Below are 17,956 nucleotides of genomic sequence, written 5' to 3' on the forward strand. Positions count from 1 at the left end.
ATGAGCACATCCGATACGGTCATCAAACTCGCGGAACTGACCGGCAAGACCGCCGCCAGGGTCGAGCCGCCATTCGTGCTGACGGGCGAGGAACGCCACGCGATCGAGCACGAGGTCGCGCACTATCCGGATGGTCGCGCCGCGAGCATCGGCGCGCTGAAGATCATCCAGGCGAGCCGCGGCTGGGTGCCGGACGGCGCGATCGCGCCGGTCGCCGAGATCATCGGCATCGGTGCCGCCGAACTCGAAGGGGTCGCGACCTTCTACTCGCTGATCTTCCGCAAGCCCGTCGGCCGTCATGTGATCAAGGTCTGCGACAGCATTTCATGCTTTCTGACCGGCTATGACGAGATCAGGGCCGCGCTCGAGCGTGCGCTGGGCATCCGCTACGGTCAGACCACGGCCGACGGCCGTTTCACGCTGTTGCCGATCTGCTGTCTCGGGGCCTGCGACAAGGGCCCGACGCTGATGATCGACGACGATCTGCATGGCGACGTCACGCCGGACAAGGTCGCGACGATGCTGGAGGCCTACAAGTAATGAGTCTCGAACAGGACCTGCTGGTCAAGCCGCTGACCGCGCGCGTCAATCTCGCCGCGCCGCAGGATCTGCGCACCTACGAAGCCAGTGGCGGCTACCTGGCGCTGCGCAAGGCGCTCAAGGAGCTGTCGCCGGCCGACGTGCAGTCGCGGGTCAAGGATTCGAATCTGCGCGGTCGCGGTGGCGCGGGCTTTCCGACCGGCGTGAAGTGGGGCCTGGTGCCGATGGGCCCGGATGCCGGCGCCAAATATCTGGTCTGCAACGCCGACGAAATGGAGCCGGGCACCTTCAAGGATCGCCTGCTGATGGAAGGCGCACCGCACCAGATGGTGGAAGCGATGATCGTCGCCGGCTATGCGATCGGCGCCTGTACCGGCTACATCTTCCTGCGCGGTGAATACGTGGTCGCCGCCGAACGTCTGAACAAGGCGCTGGCCGAAGCGCGTGCGGCCGGACTGCTCGGCCAGAATATCCTCGGTTCCGGCTGGAACTACGACTGCTTCGTGCACACCGGCGCCGGCCGCTACATCTGCGGCGAAGAAACCGCGCTGATCAATTCGTTGGAAGGGCGCCGCGCGAATCCGCGCGCCAAACCGCCGTTCCCGCAGATCGCCGGCGCCTGGGGGCGGCCCACCGTCGTCAACAACGTCGAGTCGCTGTTCAACATTCCGCCGATCGTCATCAACGGCGCCGACTGGTTCAAGGGTTTGTCGCAGGGCAAGTCCAAGGACGGCGGCACCAAGCTGTACGGCGTGTCCGGCCGTGCCAGGCGCACCGGTGTCTACGAATTGCCGATCGGCACCAGCGCGCGCGAAATCCTCGAGGATCATGGCGGCGGCATGAAGGACGGCTACCGCCTCAAGGCCTGGTTGCCCGGTGGCGCGTCGACCGACTTCCTGCTGCCCGAACATCTCGATCTGGCAATGGACTTCGACACCATCGCCAAGGCCGGCTCGCGCATGGGCACCGGCCTGCTGACGGTCGTCGACGACAAGCAGAACATGGTGTCGGTGGTGCGCAATCTCGAAGAGTTCTTCGCGCGCGAATCCTGCGGCTGGTGTACGCCGTGTCGCGACGGTCTGCCGTGGAGCGTGAAGATGCTGATGGCGCTGGAGCAGGGCCGCGGCCACGCCGACGATCTCGCCGAACTGGAACGTCTCACCAGGCTGCTCGGCCCGGGCCGCACGTTCTGCGCGCACGCGCCCGGGGCGATGGAACCGCTGCAGTCCGCGCTGAAATTCTTCCGCGCCGAATTCGAAGCCGGGGTTTCGCCGACGGCGGCGAAAGCCGACGACGTGCACGATCTCGCGCAAACCGGCGTCCTCGACGCCAAAGTCGCTTAGTCGATTAATTTATGGCCACGATTCACGTAGACGGCAAGCAGTACGAAGTCGACGGGGCAGACAACCTGCTGCAGGCCTGTCTGAACCTCGGCCTCGACATTCCGTATTTCTGCTGGCATCCGGCGCTCGGCAGCGTCGGCGCGTGCCGCCAGTGCGCGGTCAAGTCCTACCGCGACGAGACCGACAAGATGGGCCGCATCGTCATGTCGTGCATGACGCCGGCGTCGAACGGCACCTATATCTCGATCGCCGACGACGAAGCCAAGGATTTCCGTGCCTCGGTCGTCGAGTTCCTGATGACCAATCACCCGCACGACTGCCCGGTCTGCGAGGAAGGCGGCCACTGTCACCTGCAGGACATGACAGTGATGACGGCGCATCACAGCCGTTCGTATCGCTTCGACAAGCGCACGCACCTGAACCAGGATCTCGGCCCGTTCATCGGGCACGAGATGAACCGCTGCATCTCCTGCTACCGCTGCGTGCGGTATTACAAGGACTACGCCGGCGGCACCGATCTCGGCGTCTACGGCGCGGCGGCCAACGTCTACTTCGGCCGCGTCGAGGACGGCGCGCTGGAATCCGAATTCTCCGGCAACCTCACCGAGGTCTGTCCGACCGGCGTGTTCACCGACAAGACCCACTCCGAGCGCTACACGCGCAAGTGGGACATGCAGTATTCGCCGAGCATCTGCACGGGCTGCGCGGTCGGCTGCAATGTTTCGCCCGGTGAGCGCTACGGCGAGATCCGCCGCATCGAGAATCGCTACCACGGCGATCTCAACGGCTACTTCCTCTGCGACCGCGGCCGCTTCGGTTACGGCTACACGAATCTGAAGGATCGTCCGCGGCAGGCGCTGATCAATGGCCAGACCGTGGCCGGCGACGTCGCCGTCGCCGCGGCGCGCACCGCGATCAACGGCGCAAGGAAGACGCTTGCGATCGGTTCGCCGCGCGCGTCGGTCGAAGCCAACTACGCGCTGCGCGAACTGGTCGGCGCGGCGAACTTCCACGATGGTCACGCGACCGGGGAAGGCGCGCTGGTCAAGCTGGCACTGTCGATTGTTCGCGAGGGTCCGGTGCGGGCCGCGACGATCACCGAAATCGAGAATGCCGATGCCGTACTGGTGCTCGGCGAAGATGTGACGGCAACCGCGCCGCGTGTCGCGCTGGCGCTGCGACAGGCGGCACGCGGCAAGGGCCAGGCGCTGGCCGCCGAGAAGAAAGTTGCCGAATGGCAGACGATCGCGCTGGCCGACCTGCTGCAGCGCGACAGCTATCCGGTGTTCGTCGCCAGCGTCGATGCGACGCGGCTCGACGACATCGCACGCGACAAGCTGCGTGCGGCGCCGGAAGACCTGGCGCGGCTCGGCTTCGCGATTGCGCACGAACTCGACGGCGCATCACCTGCGGTCGGCGATCTTGATCACCGGAGCGCAGCGCTGGCCCGGACCGTCGCCGAGGTGCTCGCCGGGGCCAAGCGGCCGTTGATCGTGTCCGGCACCGGTGCCGGTTCCGCGGCGGTCATGCAGGCCGCGGCGAACATCGCCTGGGCGCTGAAGGCGAAGACTGCCGACACCGGCCTCGTGCTGACGCTGCCGGAGGCCAACAGCTACGGGCTCGCGCTGCTCGACCCGCAGCCGCTGGCCGCGGCGCTTGCCGCGCTGAGCAGTGGCGAAGCCGACACCCTGGTCGTACTCGAGAACGATCTCGAGCGTCGCGCGCCGAAGGCGCTGCTCGATGCGGCGCTGGCCAAGGTCAAGAATCTGATCGTCATCGATCACAGCGCGTCGGCGACGACGGCGCGTGCGCAGGTCGTGCTGCCGGCCGCGACGGTGTTCGAAGGCGACGGCACGCTGGTCAACTACGAGGGCCGCGCGCAGCGTCACTTCCAGGTCTTCGATCCCGGCTACTACGACGCCAGCATCGGTCTTACCGAGTCCTGGCGCTGGCTGGCGAGCGTCGATGGCGAAAGCCGCTGGAAGATTCTCGACGACATGACCGCCGCCTGTGCGCAGGCCGTCCCGGCGCTGGCCGGCATCGTCGACGCGGCGCCGAATGCGGCGTTCCGCATCGACGGCATGAAGATCGCGCGCGAGCCGCATCGCTACTCCGGCCGCACCGCAATGCGCGCCAACCAGAGCGTGCACGAGCCGCGTCAGCCGCAGGACGCCGACACCGCGCTGAGCTTCTCCATGGAGGGCTACAACGGCACCGGCAGTCTCGATCGGCCGACCGAACTGCTGCCGTACGCCTGGGCGCCGGGCTGGAACAGTCCGTCGGCGTGGAACAAGTTGCAGCAGGAAGTCGGCGGCAATCTGCGCGGCGGCAATCCTGGCAAGCTGTTGTTTGCCGGCGGCGCGACGCCACGCTATTTCAGCGACGTGCCGGCGGCGTTCGTGGCGTCCGGCGATGCCTTCCGCGTGCTGGCGCTGCATTTGCATTTCGGAGGCGACGAACTGTCGTCGCGCGCCGAACCGATTCGCGAGCGCGCGATTCCGGCGTTCGTCGCCATCCCGCGCGTCGATTTCGCGAAGACCGGCGCCAACGGTCACGCGACCGTCGCGATCGCCGGCACGCTGCTGCAGCTGCCGACCAGGATCAGCGAGACCCTGCCGGCCGGCACGATCGGCCTGCCGGCCGGTTTTGCCGGCATTCCGTTTCTCGCCGACGGCCTGATGGCCACCGTGAGCGGAGGCTGAGACGATGCTCGATACCGTCGTCAACTGGTTTGCCGCGCACCCGCAGTTCACCGCGGCATTGATCGCCAGCGTCAAGGCGATCGTCATCCTGCTGGTCACGGTCGTCGTCGCGGCGTGGATGATCTGGCTCGAACGTCGCCTGCTCGGCCTGTGGCAGGACCGCTATGGTCCGAACCGCATCGGGCCGTTCGGTCTCGGCCAGGTGATCGCCGACATGGTCAAGATCTTCTTCAAGGAAGACTGGCTGCCGCCGTTCGTCGACAAGTTCACGTTCATCCTCGCGCCCGGCCTTGCGATGGGCCTGATGCTGCTGATGTTCGCGCTGGTGCCGGTGACACCAACCTGGGGTGTCGCGGACTTCAACGTCGGTGTGCTGCTGTTCCTGGCGATCGCCGGGCTCGAGGTCTACGCCGTGATGCTCGGCGGCTGGTCCAGCAACAGCAAGTACGCATTGCTCGGCGGTCTGCGCGTTACCGCACAGACGGTGTCGTACGAAGTGTTCATGGGCATCGCGCTGATGGGCATCGTCATGCTCGCCGGCTCGTTCAATCTGCGTGACATCGTCGTTGCCCAGGCCGAACACGGCTGGTACATCGTTCCGCAGTTTTTCGGCTTCTGCACGTTCGTGCTCGCCGCGATCGCGGTCGTGCATCGCACGCCCTTCGATCTGCCGGAAGCCGAGTCGGAACTCGCGGCCGGCTTCCACACCGAGTATTCCGGCATGAAGTTCGGCATGTTCTTCGTCGGCGAATACGTCGGCATCGTGCTGGTATCGGCCATCACGGTCGCGCTGTTCTTCGGCGGCTGGAGCGGGCCGGGCGTGGACAGCCATCCGTGGCTGGCGTTCCCGTGGTTCGCGATCAAGTGCCTGGTCTTCATGTCCAGCTTCATCCTTCTGCGCGCGTCGCTGCCGCGGCCGCGTTACGACCAGATGATGGCCGCGGGCTGGAAAGTCTGCCTGCCCCTGAGTCTGATCAATTTGCTGGGAACGGCGGCCGTGGTCGTCGCCCGTTCGCACGGAGCCTGAGATGGCTTATCAAGCTGCTGAAAAGCGGACCTGGTGGCAGCAGATCAAGGCGCTGCTGTGGGGCGTGTACACGCAGTTGCGCACGATCGTCATGATCTTCTCGCACTCGTGGCGCAAGCGGGACGTCATTCCGTATCCGGAAGTGAAGCCCTATCTGCCGCCGCGCTATCGCGGCCGCATCGTGCTGACCCGCGATCCGGACGGCGAAGAGCGCTGCGTCGCCTGCAATCTGTGCGCGGTCGCCTGCCCGGTCGGCTGCATCTCGTTGCAGAAGGCCGAGAAGCCCGAGGACGGCCGCTGGTATCCCGAGTGGTTCCGCATCAACTTCTCGCGCTGCATCTTCTGCGGCCTGTGCGAGGAAGCCTGTCCGACCACGGCGATCCAGCTGACGCCGGACTTCGAACTCGCCGAGTACAAGCGTCAGAGTCTGGTCTATGAAAAGGAAGACCTGCTGATCAGCGGCACCGGCAAGTATCCGGACTACAACTTCTACCGTGTCGCCGGCATGGCGATCGCCGGCAAGCCCAAGGGCACGGCGGCGAACGAGGCCGCACCGGTCGACGTCAAGGGGCTGCTGCCATGACGTTCTTCTTCTATCTCGCTGCGGCGATCGCGATCGCCGCCACGCTGCTGGTGATCACCGGCCGCAATCCGGTACATGCGCTGCTGAATCTGGTGGTGTCGCTGCTCGCGGTCGCCGGCATGTTCTTCATGCTCGGGGCGCCGTTTGCCGGCGCGCTGGAAATCATCGTCTACGCCGGCGCGATCATGGTGTTGTTCGTGTTCGTGGTGATGATGCTCAATCTCGGCACCGCGACCACCGATCAGGAGCGTCGCTGGCTGACGCCGAAGACCTGGTTTGCGCCAGCGGTGCTGGCGGGTCTGCTGCTGGCCGGCCTGCTCGACGTACTGCTCGGCGGGCCGCTGCATGCGGCCGGACTTGCGGAGATCGATGCCAGGCAGGTCGGCGTGCATCTGTTCGGTCCCTATCTGCTGGCAGTCGAACTCGGCTCGATGCTGCTGCTCGCGGCACTGGTCGCGGCCTACCATCTCGGACGCCACGACTAGGACAACGACAAGAAAGTTATGGAAACGACAGGTCTGGTCGGCATCCCGATGGAACACGGACTGGCGGTCGCCGCCATCCTGTTTGCGCTCGGGCTGGCCGGCGTGATGATGCGGCGCGACATCCTGTTCATGCTGATGTCGCTGGAAGTGATGATGAACTCGACGGCGCTCGCCTTCGTGGTGGCCGGCAGCCGCTGGCAGCAGCCGGACGGCCAGATCATGTTCATCCTCGTGCTGTCGCTCGCCGCCTCCGAAGCCTCCGTCGGTCTGGCGATCCTGATCCAGCTGTACCGCCGCTTCCGCACCCTGGATGTGGATGCTGCGAGCGAGATGCGAGGGTGAGAGACCGTGCCATGAAAACGAAGTTTTCAGCGGTCTTGAACGCACGGGCACGGATGCCCGGGCCGGGCCTTGCTCACCGAGTCAACGTCGCGCCAGGGATGGCGTCACTGTGCTCCCGGAAAACGCGCTGATGCTCGATCTCCTTTTCCTCGTCTTCACCTTCCCGCTGCTCGGCTTTCTCGTGCTGGCCCTGGGGCGTACCCGCATTTCCGAAAACGCCGCCGCGGTGATCGGCGTCGGCTCGATCGGTCTGTCGGCGCTGCTGACGGCGACGATCGGCTGGCAGTTCTACCAGCTGCCGGCCGGCGAGTCGTACACCCAGGTGCTGTGGACCTGGATGGACGTCGACGGCTTCGCGCCGCGGTTCGCCTTGCGACTCGACGAGCTGTCGATGCTGATGATGTGCGTCATCACCGGCGTCGGCTTCTTCATTCATCTGTTCGCGTCGTGGTACATGCGCGGCGATGAAGCGTATCCGCGCTTCTTCGCGTACATGAACCTGTTCGTGGCGGCGATGCTGTTCCTCGTGCTCGGCGACAACCTGCTGTTCCTGTACTTCGGCTGGGAAGGTGTCGGTCTGGCCTCGTATCTGCTGATCGGCTTCTGGTACAAGGACGCGGCCAACGGTGCGGCCGCGCGCAAGGCCTTCGTCGTCACGCGCATCGGCGACACCTTCATGGCGATCGGCCTGTTCATCCTGTTCCACGGTCTCGGCACGCTCGACATCCAGCAGCTGATGATGCTGGCGCCGCAGAAATGGGCCGAAGGTGGACCGATGGTGACCGCTGCGGCGCTATTGCTGCTCGGCGGCGCTGTCGGCAAGTCGGCGCAGCTGCCGCTGCAGACCTGGTTGCCGGACGCGATGGCCGGTCCGACGCCGGTTTCGGCACTGATCCACGCGGCGACCATGGTGACCGCCGGCGTCTACCTGATCGCCCGCACGCATGTACTGTTCGAGCTGGCGCCGGACGTGCTGAACCTGGTCGGCTGGGTCGGTGGTCTGACCCTGTTGATGGCCGGCTTCATCGCCCTGACGCAGAGCGACATCAAGAAGATCCTCGCGTACTCGACGATGTCGCAGATCGGCTACATGTTCCTGGCGCTGGGCGCGGGCGCGTATCAGCCGGCCGTGTTCCACCTGATGACGCACGCGTTCTTCAAGGCGCTGCTGTTCCTGTCGGCCGGCTCGGTGATCCTTGCCTGCCACCACGAACAGGACATCTTCAAGATGGGCGGTCTGCGCAAGCAGATTCCGTTCACGTTCTGGGTGTTCCTGATCGGCTCGCTGGGGCTCGTGGCCTTCCCGCTGACCTCCGGCTTCTTCTCCAAGGACCAGATCCTGTTCCAGGCCTGGGCCTACGGCCATCGCGAGTTCTACTGGATGGGGCTGGCCGGCGCGTTCATGACGGCGCTGTACACCTTCCGCCTGATCTTCATCGCGTTCTTCGGCGCTCCGCACGTCGACGAGCACGGTCACACGCACGAGATCCACAAGCCGCACGGCGCCGATCACTCGCTGCCGCTGGCGGTGCTGGCCGTCGCCGCCCTGTTCGGTGGCTGGATCCATATCCCGCTCGATGCGGTGTTGCCGCAGGCGGCGATCGGCGAGAGCGCCGAACAGATCGAGCACACGCTGATGGCGGCGTCGGTGCTGACCTCGTTCGCCGGCATCTTCTGCGCATGGTTCTTCTTCCTGAAGAATCGCGCGGCCGCGGCGGCGATAAGGAATTCGACGCTCGGCACCCTGCTGTTCCGCTGGTGGCGGGCGGCGTTCGGCTTCGACTGGCTGTACGACAAGCTGTTCGTGCAGACCTATCTGTTCCTCGTCCGCGTCAACCGCCGCGATGTCGCGGACCAGACCATTGGCCTGATCCCGCGCCTGACCATGGCGCTGAACGCGCAGTTCACGCACACGCAAACCGGCCAGTTGCGCTGGTACGCGGGCGCGACGGCGGCCGGTGCGGTCGTCGTGGTCGCCGCCGTGATCCTCCTGTAGAAGCCGCCCACCATGATTCTGCTCTGGCTCATTCTCATTCCCTTCATCGGCGGCCTGCTGGCCTGGCAGGGCGAGCGTGTCGTCGGCCGCGGCTTCCCGCGCTGGATCGCGCTGGCGACGATGCTGATCGCGCTCGGCATCTCGGTCTGGCTGTGGTGTGTCGGCGACTACTCGCTGGCCGCGATCGGTGGCGTGCCGCAGTGGACGATCGAATATCAGCTGCCGTGGATTCCGCGCTTCGGCATCTCCCTGCATCTGGGCATCGACGGCTTGTCGCTGCTGCTGGTGGTGCTGACCAACCTGCTCGGCGTGATGGCGGTGGCCTGCTCATGGCGGGAAATCGATCGCAATGTCGGCTTCTTCCATCTCAACCTGCTGTGGAATCTCGGCGGCGTGGTCGGCGTGTTCCTGACGCTGGACCTGTTCCTGTTCTTCTTCCTCTGGGAAATGATGCTGGTGCCGATGTACTTCCTGATCGCGCTCTGGGGACACAACTCCCCGGGCGGCAAGGGACGCATCTACGCGGCGACCAAGTTCTTCATCTTCACGCAGGCGTCCGGCCTGATCATGCTGTTGTCGATCCTCGGTCTGGTCATCGTCCACTACCAGCAGACCGGCACGATCACCTTCGATTACATGGTGCTGCTGAAGACGGTGATGGCGCCGAAGGTCGAGATGATGCTGATGCTCGGCTTCTTCATCGCGTTTGCGGTCAAGACGCCGATGGTGCCGCTGCATTCCTGGCTGCCGGATGCGCACTCGCAGGCGCCGACTGCGGGTTCGGTCGATCTCGCCGGCATCCTGCTGAAGACGGCGGCCTACGGCATGCTGCGTTTCGCGCTGCCGCTGTTCCCGAATGCTTCGGCGCAATTCGCGCCGGTGGCGATGAGCTTCGGTGTGCTCGGCGTGTTGTACGGCGCATTCCTGTGCTTCTCGCAGAACGACATCAAGCGTCTCGTCGCGTATTCCTCGGTCAGCCACATGGGCTTCGTGCTGATCGGCATCTACGCCGGCACGCCGCAGGCCCTGCAGGGCGTGGTCGTGCAGATGCTCGCGCACGGACTTTCGGCCGGCGCGCTGTTCATCCTCTGCGGCGAAATCTACGAGCGCATCCATACCCGCGAACTGAGCAAGATGGGCGGGCTGTGGGCGCGCTTCCCGTACCTGCCGCCGATCGCGCTGTTCTTCACGATCGCCGCGCTGGGCATGCCGGGACTCGGCAACTTCGTCGGCGAGTTCCTGATCCTGCTCGGCAGCTGGCCGATCAGTCCGCTGATCACGATCCTCGCGTCCAGCGGTCTGGTGTTCGGCGCGGTCTATGCGCTGATCCTCGTGCAGCGTGCATTCCACGGGGCGCCGGCCGAAGGCGCGCCGCCGCTCAAGGATCTGGGCAAGCGTGAACTGGGCATGATGGCAGTCCTGATGCTGCTGCTGCTGGGTCTGGGCCTGTATCCGCAACTCGTGCTCGATACGTCGGCGGCGTCCATGCATCAGGTACACAGCATCTACAGTGCCGCGCAGGCTCTGAACGGAGTCGCGCCATGATGCTGACGGATATCCAGTTCGCCGCGATGTCGCCTCTGCTGCTGGTCTCGGCGACGATCGTCGTCGTCATGCTGGCGATCGCCTGCAAGCGCCATCACCAGGGCAACGCGACCTTGTCGGTGATCGGCCTGAACCTGGCACTGATCGCCTGCGGCGCGATGATCTACGTTGCGCAGCCGGCGATGACGGTCACGCCGCTGCTGGTCGTCGACGGTTATGCGCTGTTCTACATGGCGCTGATCCTGGTCGCGACGCTGGCGACGGCAACGCTTTCGCACGCCTATCTCGAAGGCTTCAAGGGCGAGAAGGAAGAGATGTACCTGCTGCTGTGCCTGTCGGCGCTCGGCGGTCTGACGCTGGCCTGCGCGCAGCACTTCGCATCGCTGTTCATCGGCCTGGAACTGCTCAGCATCCCGCTGTACGCGATGATCGCCTACCCGGTGAAGAGTCGCCGGCCACTCGAGGGCGGCCTCAAGTATCTGGTGCTGTCGGCGGTGGCCTCGGCCTTCCTGCTGTTCGGTATCGCGCTGATCTACTCGCAGGTAGGCAGCCTGAGCTTCGCCGACGTCGGCGGCTACTTTGCCGCCGGGGGCAGCCGGATCGGCATGCTCGGCGGTGCGCTGCTGCTGATCGGCCTCGGGTTCAAGCTCTCGCTGGTGCCGTTCCATCTGTGGACGCCGGATGTCTACGAGGGTGCACCGGCGCCGGTCGCCAGTTATCTGGCGACGGCGTCGAAGACGGCGGTATTCGCAGTGCTGATGCGCTACTTTGTCGAGGCCGGCGGCTATTACCAGGCCTCGCTGGTGCAAGTGCTGAGCTGGCTCGCATTCGCCTCGATCGTCGTCGGCAATCTGCTCGCGGTCCGGCAGAACAACGTCAAGCGCATGCTGGCGTATTCGTCGATCGCCCACTTCGGCTACTGCATGGTGGCGCTGATCGCCGGTGGTCCGCTGGCGGTCGAAGCGGTCGGCGCGTATCTGCTGACCTACGTGGTCACCTCACTCGGCGCCTTCGGTGTCGTGACGCTGAGTTCGAGCCCGATGGGCGAGCGCGACGCCGACGTCATCTACGACTATCGCGGCCTGTTCTGGCGCCGGCCATATCTTGCCTCGATCCTGACCGCGATGCTGTTGTCGCTGGCCGGCATTCCGCTGACCGCGGGCTTCATCGGCAAGTTCTACGTGATCACGACCGGCGTCGATGCGCACCTGTGGTGGCTGCTTGGCGCGGTGGTCGTCGGCAGCGCGATCGGCCTGTACTACTACCTGCGCCTGATGATCTCGCTGTTCCTGCTCGATCCGAGCAAGCACCGCTTCAGCGCGCCGCTCGACTGGGCGCAACGTACGGGCGGCATCATGACCCTGCTGGCAATGTTGCTGATGCTGGCGCTCGGCATCTTCCCGCAGCCGTTCATCCATCTGCTGCAGGTGTCGACGCTGATTCCGGCGGGCTGATCATGCCGGGCGCATCAGCCTGCGCCCGATGCTGGCCTTCTGGCATCGCTTTCGCATAACGTGTGATCGACACGATCAGGGGAGCCGGGGCAACCGGTGGCGGCATGCAGGCTTACGACATGTTGAAAGCGCTGACCAGGCTCGCTTCGCGCGAGGCGCTGTACCGGCAGATCGTCACCCCCGAGATCGAGGAGCGGATCGCGCGCATGCCCAAGCCGGTCGGCAGCTTCGGCTACGATGCCTGGGGCTACAACGAGAACGCCGCCAAGCTCGGTCTGGGTGTCGTCAAGCTGCTGTACGACAAATACTTCCGCGTCACCTCGCACGGCGTCGAGAACATTCCCGCGCAAGGCCCGGTACTGCTGGTGGCCAATCACTCCGGGCAGCTGCCGCTCGACGGCGTGATGATCGCCGGCGCGATGGCGATGAATCCGGACGGACCGCGCGCACCGCGGGCAATGGTCGAGCGCTTCTTTCCGACCGTTCCGTGGCTCGGCAGCATGCTGACCGGCATCGGCGCCGTGATCGGCGACCCGCTGAACTGCATCAAGATGCTGGAGCAGGGCGAGGCCATCATTGTCTTCCCGGAAGGCGTGCGCGGTTCCGGGAAGCTCTACCGCCACCGCTACCAGCTGCAGCGCTTCGGCAACGGCTTCATGCACATGGCAATGCAGACCGGTGCGACGATCGTGCCGGTCGGCGTGGTTGGCTGCGAGGAGACGATGCCTTCACTCGCCAATCTGTCACCACTGGCGAAGCTGCTGGGCCTGCCGTATGTGCCGCTCGGCCCGCTGCTGCCGCTGCCGGCCAGGGTGTATCTCAATTTCGGTGAAGCGATGTGCTTCGACAAGACCGCCAGCTGCGAAGAGGAAGTCACCGCCCGCGTCGAACTGGTCAAGGACAAGATCCGCGAGCTGATCGATCGCGGCCTGGCAGAACGGACGAGCGTGTTCTGAGCGGCGCACTTTCATGAACGAGAAAATGAAAACCGTCCTCGTCACCGGCGCCGCCGGCTCGCTGGCCAAGCGCGTCATCGCGCGGCTGCACGGACGCTACAATGTGGTCGCGGTCGACTTCCGCCGCAAGGTCGAAACCGACGCCGATATTCCGTCGTACAAGGTCGAAATCCACAAGCGTGGCTTCGAGGATGTGTTCCGCAAGCACAGGATCGACGCGGTCCTGCACATCGGACGCATCTTCCCGCACGAGCACGACCGCACGCGCCGCTACAACGCCAATGTGCTGGGCAGCAAGAAGCTGTTCGAGCTGTGCCGCAAGTACGGGGTCGGTCAGGTGCTGGTGCACTCCACCTACTTCGTCTACGGCGCGTCGGCCTACAACCCGGCGTTGCTCGACGAGGACACGCCGCTGAAGGCCAGCGAGGTGACGCAGGACCTGGTCGATTCGGTCGAGCTGGAAAACCTCGCGCAGATCTACCTGTGGAAGGCGCCGGAGCTGAACATCACCATCCTGCGGCCCTGCAACGTGCTGGGTCCCGGCGTGCGCAACACGATGTCGCTGCTGTTGTCGCGCTCGCTGGTGCCGGTGCTGGTCGGCTTCTCGCCGCTGATGCAGTTCCTGCATGTCGATGACATGGCCGACGCGCTGGTGCTCGCGTTCGAGCGCAACAAGCCGGGCATCTACAACGTCGCACCGGATGACTACGTGACCTATCAGGTCGCGGTCGAGCAGGCCGGTTGCCGCAAGCTGCCGGTGCCGTCGATCCCGCCGCTGCTGCCGAAGCTGATCAGCGGCGCGCTGAACTGGAACAGCTTCTTCCCGCCCTACCTGATCAACTACTTCAAGTACCCGGTCATCATCGACGGCAGCCTGTTCGGCGAGACCTTCGGCTGGAAGCCGAAGCGCAATCTCAACGACATCTTCAGCTACTACCGCAAGCACAAGCTGCTGTCGGCCTAGCGCCGCCGGCGGAAACGGACCCGGGCGGCCATAGCCAGTGCCAATCGTGAACCGCCAAAGACTTGATTTCCGCCATTCAGCATCGGCGGATTAGACTGCGCGCTCGCCCCATTGACGGAGATCTCCATGAGCAAGCAGAAGCCGAGCAAGGAAGCGCCGAGCGCCAAGATCGACATCGGCATCGACAAGACCGGTCGCAAGAACATCGCCGATGGCCTGTCACGCCTGCTCGCCGACGAGTATACGTTGTACCTGAAGACCCACAACTTCCACTGGAACGTCACGGGCCCGATGTTCAACACCCTGCACCTGATGTTCGAAGGTCACTACATGGAATCGGCGACCGCGGTCGACCTGGTCGCCGAACGCATCCGTGCGCTGGGTTTTCCGGCGCCCGGTACCTACAAGCAGTACGCGGCGCTGTCCTCGATCCCGGAAACCGACGGTGTGCCCGAGGCCATGGAAATGGTGCGTCTGCTGGTCAAGGGCCACGAAGCCTGCGCCAAGACCGCACGCAGCATCTTCGGCACCGCCGAGCAGGCGGCGGACGAGCCCACCTGCGATCTGCTGACGCAGCGCATGCAGCTGCATGAGAAGACCGCATGGATGCTCCGCTCGCTTCTGGAGTAAGACGCGATCCGTCTGCTGCGCCCCCCGATCTCGCATCGGCGGTGCTCGCTGTGCCCAGCACAGCTTGCGCGCCGCCAATGCGAACTCGGGGCTGCTCACGACGACGCCTTACGCGCCTCTGCAGCAGCTGTTAAGCCCGAAAAGAATTTCCTTGAGCAACACCGATTCCAATTCGCCGCTGTTGGCGGTTCGCCAGCTTCGCATCCAGTATCCCGGCCGCCGCTGGCTGCCCTGGCAAGCGATGCCGAGGCTGCGCGCGGTCGACGACATCAACTTCAATCTGCGGCGTGGCGAGACGCTTGGCGTGGTCGGCGAATCGGGTTCCGGCAAGTCGACGCTGGCGCGCGCACTGGTCGGCCTGCAGCCGATCCAGGCCGGTTCGGTACGCTTCGAGGGCCGTGAGCTGAAGGGACTCGACAAGAAGGATTGGCGCGCACTGCGCCGTGACGTCCAGATGGTGTTCCAGGACCCGCAGGCGAGTCTCAATCCGCGTCTCAAGATCGGCCGCAGCATCGGCGAGCCGTTGAAAATTCTGTGCCCGGAACTCGGCCGCGGGGAGCGCCGCGCGCGCGTGCATGAAATGCTCGAACAGGTAGGCTTGTCGGCGGCCGACGCCGAGCGCTACCCGCGCGAATTTTCCGGCGGCCAATGCCAGCGCATTGCAATCGCGCGCGCGCTGATTGCAAGGCCGAAACTGTTGATCTGCGACGAAGTGGTCTCCGCGCTCGACGTGTCGGTACAGGCCCAGATCATCAATCTTCTGCGCGATCTGCAGCGTCGCTTCGATCTCGCGATCCTGTTCATTGCGCATGACCTGGCGGTGGTTCGCCACATCAGCAATCGCGTGCTGGTCATGTACTTCGGCAAGCTGATGGAGCAGGCCGACCGCGACGTGCTGTTCGGCGCACCGCGCCATCCGTATACGCGAGCCCTGCTGGCGGCGATGCCGGGCCAGACCGCATTCGCGCACTATCAGGCTCGCGACGGTGAATTGCCGAATCCCTACGGTCCGCCGGTTGGCTGCCTGTTCGTTTCACGTTGCCCGATGGCAGACGAGCGCTGCACGCGCCAGCCGCCGCCGTACCGGCGCTATGCCGACGGTGCCGTGGCCCTCTGTCACTACGCCACCGACGCCATTGCCCCGCCGTCCGATATCGCCTTCGCCGTCGGTGCCGCCGACCTGCGGGCGTCTTGAGCGCAATCCCAGATCCGGAGCCGGAGTCGCCAGCATGCGCCACCCTGTTTTCCTCGTCGTGCTGTTGAGCCTGGCGCTGTGCGGCTGCGATCTTTTCAAGAACGACGGCAAGCTCGATCTGCAGCTGACCGACGCGCCATACACCGATGCTCAGCGAGTCGTGGTGACGATCAAGAGCATCCGCCTGCAGCCACGCGACGGGCATCACGAGAGTTTCACGCTCGACCCCGAGGTTCAGGTCGATCTGCTGCAGTTGCGCAACGGTGTGGTGCGTCAGCTGCTCGGGGACGAGGCACTGCCGTCCGGCGATTACGAGTCGATCCGCCTGACGCTTGATGGCGGCAGCGGCAACAACTATGTACAGACGCTGAGCGGCGGCACCTACCCGCTCGACGTTCCGGACGACGAACTCGATCTCGATGCCGACTACGCGATCGACAGTCACGGCACGACCGGGCTGACGCTCGACGTCGATCTGCGCCGCTCCTTGCGCGCACCCGACCGCAGCGGCGACCCCTATCGCCTGGTGCCGAGCCTGCGACTGATCAACAACGACGATGCCGGCACGATCAGCGGCACGATCCGCAATTCACTGATCGGCAGCGGCTGCGTGGCCGCGATGTACATCTATCAGGGCAAGGTCACGCCGGACGACGTCGGCGGCAGCGGCGCGCAACCCTACAGCTCGGCTGATGTCGTGATTGACGGCAGCGGCAGTTATGGCTACGTCGCGGCGTTCCTGCCGGCGGGCACTTACACGCTGGCTTTGACCTGCCAGGCCGATGAGGACGAACCGGACCTCAACGACGCGATCGACTTTGTCGCCGTCACGCACGTCGATGCCCGGGCCGGGCACACCGAGACGCAGAACTTCTAGCGACACGCTGCTTCCGGCAACAAGGCCGCTGGCGCGCACCTTGTTGCGGGCCGACGCTGACCGCTTCAGGCGCTGCGCGCCGCCTGTGCCGCTCTGGCCTGCTCGAACTTCTTCTTGCCGGGCAGGGTGCCCATCATCTTGCAGATGATGCCGAGCATGACCTCGTCGGCGCCGCCGCCGATCGAGACCAGACGCGTGTCGCGATAGGCGCGCGCAACCGGGTTGTCCCACATGTAGCCCTGGCCGCCCCAGAATTGCAGGCAGGCGTCCGTGACCTCGCGTGACACGCGGCCGACCTTGAGCTTGCACATGCTGGCGAGCATCGCGATGTGTTCCGGCGAATGCTTGCCGCTCAGGTAGTCGTCAGTGGTCTGATAGACCAGCGCCTTCAGGGCTTCGACTTCCGTACGCAGTTCGGCAAGGCGAAAGTGCACGTACTGGTTGTCGAGGATCGCCTGGCTGAAGGCCTGGCGCTGGCCGGTGTATGCGATCGTTTCGCTGATGAGATTGAGCAGTCCGTCGATGCCGCTGGCCGCACCGAACAGGCGCTCTTCCTGGAACTGCAGCATCTGATAGGTGAAGCCCATGCCTTCCTGGCCGATCAGATTGCGTGCCGGCACGCGCACCTCGTCGAGGAAAATCATCGCGGTGTCCGAAGCGCGCATGCCGAGCTTGTCGAGCTTGGTCTTGCGGTCGATGCCCTTGGCATCCATCGGCACCACGATCAGGCTCTTGTTGAGATGCGGCTTGCCGTCCGAAGTGTTGACCAGCATGCAGGCCCAGTCCGACTGCGTGCCGTTGGTGATCCACATCTTCGAGCCGTTGATGACGTAGTCATCGCCATCGCGGCGTGCGGTGGTCTTGATGTTGGCGACGTCCGAGCCGGCACCGGCTTCGGACACCGCGATCGACACCACCATCTCGCCCTTGATCGCCGGCTCCAGGTATTGCTTGCGCAGTTCGTGCGAACCGAAGCGAGCGAGCGCCGGCGTCGCCATGTCGGTCTGCACGCCGATCGCCATCGGCAATCCGCCACAGCTGCAATGACCGAGCGCCTGCGCGAACACGACTTCGTACGAATAGTCGAGCCCGAGACCGCCGTACTGGGTGGGCTTGGTGATGCCGAGCAAGCCGAGATCGCCCATCTTCTTCATCACCTCGTGCGCCGGAAACATGCCCGCCTTTTCCCACTCGGCGACATGCGGATTCAGCTCGTCGATGACGAAGCTCCTGACCGTGCGGTACAGCTCCTGATGCTCATGTGTAAGTTGCATTACCGCGGCTCCGGAATATGTTCTGAGGAGTCCTTATACGGTG

Annotated in this window: 16 protein-coding genes; 15 read left to right on the forward strand and 1 reads right to left on the reverse strand. The window is 64.9% G+C overall.

All coding sequences use genetic code 11. The features are described 5' to 3' along the window. From nuoE to G7Y85_RS09775, 15 genes are all read left to right on the forward strand, one after another. Entirely contained in the window at window positions 1-540 is a 540-nt protein-coding gene (gene nuoE / locus G7Y85_RS09705; protein ID WP_166255583.1) for an NADH-quinone oxidoreductase subunit NuoE, read from the forward strand. Continuing rightward, the gene (gene nuoF / locus G7Y85_RS09710; protein ID WP_166255586.1) at window positions 540-1,883 is read left to right on the forward strand and encodes an NADH-quinone oxidoreductase subunit NuoF; all 1,344 of its coding nucleotides are present in this window, start codon (window positions 540-542) and stop codon (window positions 1,881-1,883) included. The genes nuoE and nuoF overlap by 1 nt, the downstream gene beginning before the upstream one ends. An 11-nt stretch (window positions 1,884-1,894) precedes the next feature. Next, window positions 1,895-4,585 (forward strand): NADH-quinone oxidoreductase subunit NuoG, encoded by a 2,691-nt coding sequence (nuoG, locus tag G7Y85_RS09715; RefSeq protein ID WP_166255589.1) that lies wholly within the window; start codon window positions 1,895-1,897, stop codon window positions 4,583-4,585. 4 nt (window positions 4,586-4,589) lie between these two features. Beyond that, window positions 4,590-5,612 carry an NADH-quinone oxidoreductase subunit NuoH gene (gene nuoH / locus G7Y85_RS09720; RefSeq protein WP_166255592.1) on the forward strand — a complete coding sequence of 341 codons (1,023 nt, stop codon included), beginning with the start codon at window positions 4,590-4,592 and terminating at the stop codon, window positions 5,610-5,612. Between the two features lies 1 nt (window position 5,613). Continuing rightward, window positions 5,614-6,195, forward strand: a complete 582-nt coding sequence (gene nuoI / locus G7Y85_RS09725; RefSeq protein ID WP_166255595.1) for an NADH-quinone oxidoreductase subunit NuoI — start codon at window positions 5,614-5,616, stop codon at window positions 6,193-6,195. After that, window positions 6,192-6,680, forward strand: coding sequence for an NADH-quinone oxidoreductase subunit J (gene nuoJ / locus G7Y85_RS09730; RefSeq protein ID WP_166255598.1), 489 nt, complete (start codon window positions 6,192-6,194; stop codon window positions 6,678-6,680). Before nuoI ends, nuoJ begins: the two co-directional genes overlap by 4 nt. A gap of 33 nt (window positions 6,681-6,713) precedes the next feature. Then, complete coding sequence (gene nuoK, locus G7Y85_RS09735; RefSeq protein ID WP_166256000.1) at window positions 6,714-7,022, forward strand: NADH-quinone oxidoreductase subunit NuoK; 309 nt, start codon at window positions 6,714-6,716, stop codon at window positions 7,020-7,022. A 130-nt stretch (window positions 7,023-7,152) separates the two neighbouring features. Continuing rightward, window positions 7,153-9,018, forward strand: coding sequence for an NADH-quinone oxidoreductase subunit L (gene nuoL / locus G7Y85_RS09740; protein WP_166255601.1), 1,866 nt, complete (start codon window positions 7,153-7,155; stop codon window positions 9,016-9,018). 12 nt (window positions 9,019-9,030) lie between these two features. Beyond that, window positions 9,031-10,563, forward strand: a complete 1,533-nt coding sequence (gene nuoM / locus G7Y85_RS09745) for an NADH-quinone oxidoreductase subunit M (RefSeq protein ID WP_166255604.1) — start codon at window positions 9,031-9,033, stop codon at window positions 10,561-10,563. Then, entirely contained in the window at window positions 10,560-12,017 is a 1,458-nt protein-coding gene (gene nuoN, locus G7Y85_RS09750; RefSeq protein ID WP_166255607.1) for an NADH-quinone oxidoreductase subunit NuoN, read from the forward strand. Before nuoM ends, nuoN begins: the two co-directional genes overlap by 4 nt. A gap of 119 nt (window positions 12,018-12,136) precedes the next feature. Then, window positions 12,137-12,973, forward strand: coding sequence for a lysophospholipid acyltransferase family protein (locus tag G7Y85_RS09755; RefSeq protein WP_241696096.1), 837 nt, complete (start codon window positions 12,137-12,139; stop codon window positions 12,971-12,973). A 13-nt stretch (window positions 12,974-12,986) separates the two neighbouring features. Beyond that, complete coding sequence (locus G7Y85_RS09760; protein WP_166255613.1) at window positions 12,987-13,937, forward strand: SDR family oxidoreductase; 951 nt, start codon at window positions 12,987-12,989, stop codon at window positions 13,935-13,937. 126 nt (window positions 13,938-14,063) lie between these two features. Further along, the gene (locus tag G7Y85_RS09765; RefSeq protein WP_166255616.1) at window positions 14,064-14,567 is read left to right on the forward strand and encodes a Dps family protein; all 504 of its coding nucleotides are present in this window, start codon (window positions 14,064-14,066) and stop codon (window positions 14,565-14,567) included. A 151-nt stretch (window positions 14,568-14,718) separates the two neighbouring features. Next, window positions 14,719-15,762: an ABC transporter ATP-binding protein gene (locus tag G7Y85_RS09770; protein WP_166255620.1), complete on the forward strand. Its 1,044-nt coding sequence runs from the start codon at window positions 14,719-14,721 to the stop codon at window positions 15,760-15,762. Window positions 15,763-15,796: 34 nt separating this feature from the next. After that, window positions 15,797-16,639, forward strand: a complete 843-nt coding sequence (locus G7Y85_RS09775) for a DUF4382 domain-containing protein (protein ID WP_166255625.1) — start codon at window positions 15,797-15,799, stop codon at window positions 16,637-16,639. A 65-nt stretch (window positions 16,640-16,704) separates the two neighbouring features. Here the strand turns inward: G7Y85_RS09775 and G7Y85_RS09780 are convergent, their stop codons facing one another. Continuing rightward, window positions 16,705-17,913, reverse strand: a complete 1,209-nt coding sequence (locus G7Y85_RS09780; RefSeq protein WP_166255628.1) for an acyl-CoA dehydrogenase family protein — start codon at window positions 17,911-17,913, stop codon at window positions 16,705-16,707. Window positions 17,914-17,956: the final 43 nt, after the last annotated feature.

This window comes from Solimonas terrae, from assembly GCF_011067135.1.
Classification (GTDB): domain Bacteria; phylum Pseudomonadota; class Gammaproteobacteria; order Nevskiales; family Nevskiaceae; genus Solimonas; species Solimonas terrae.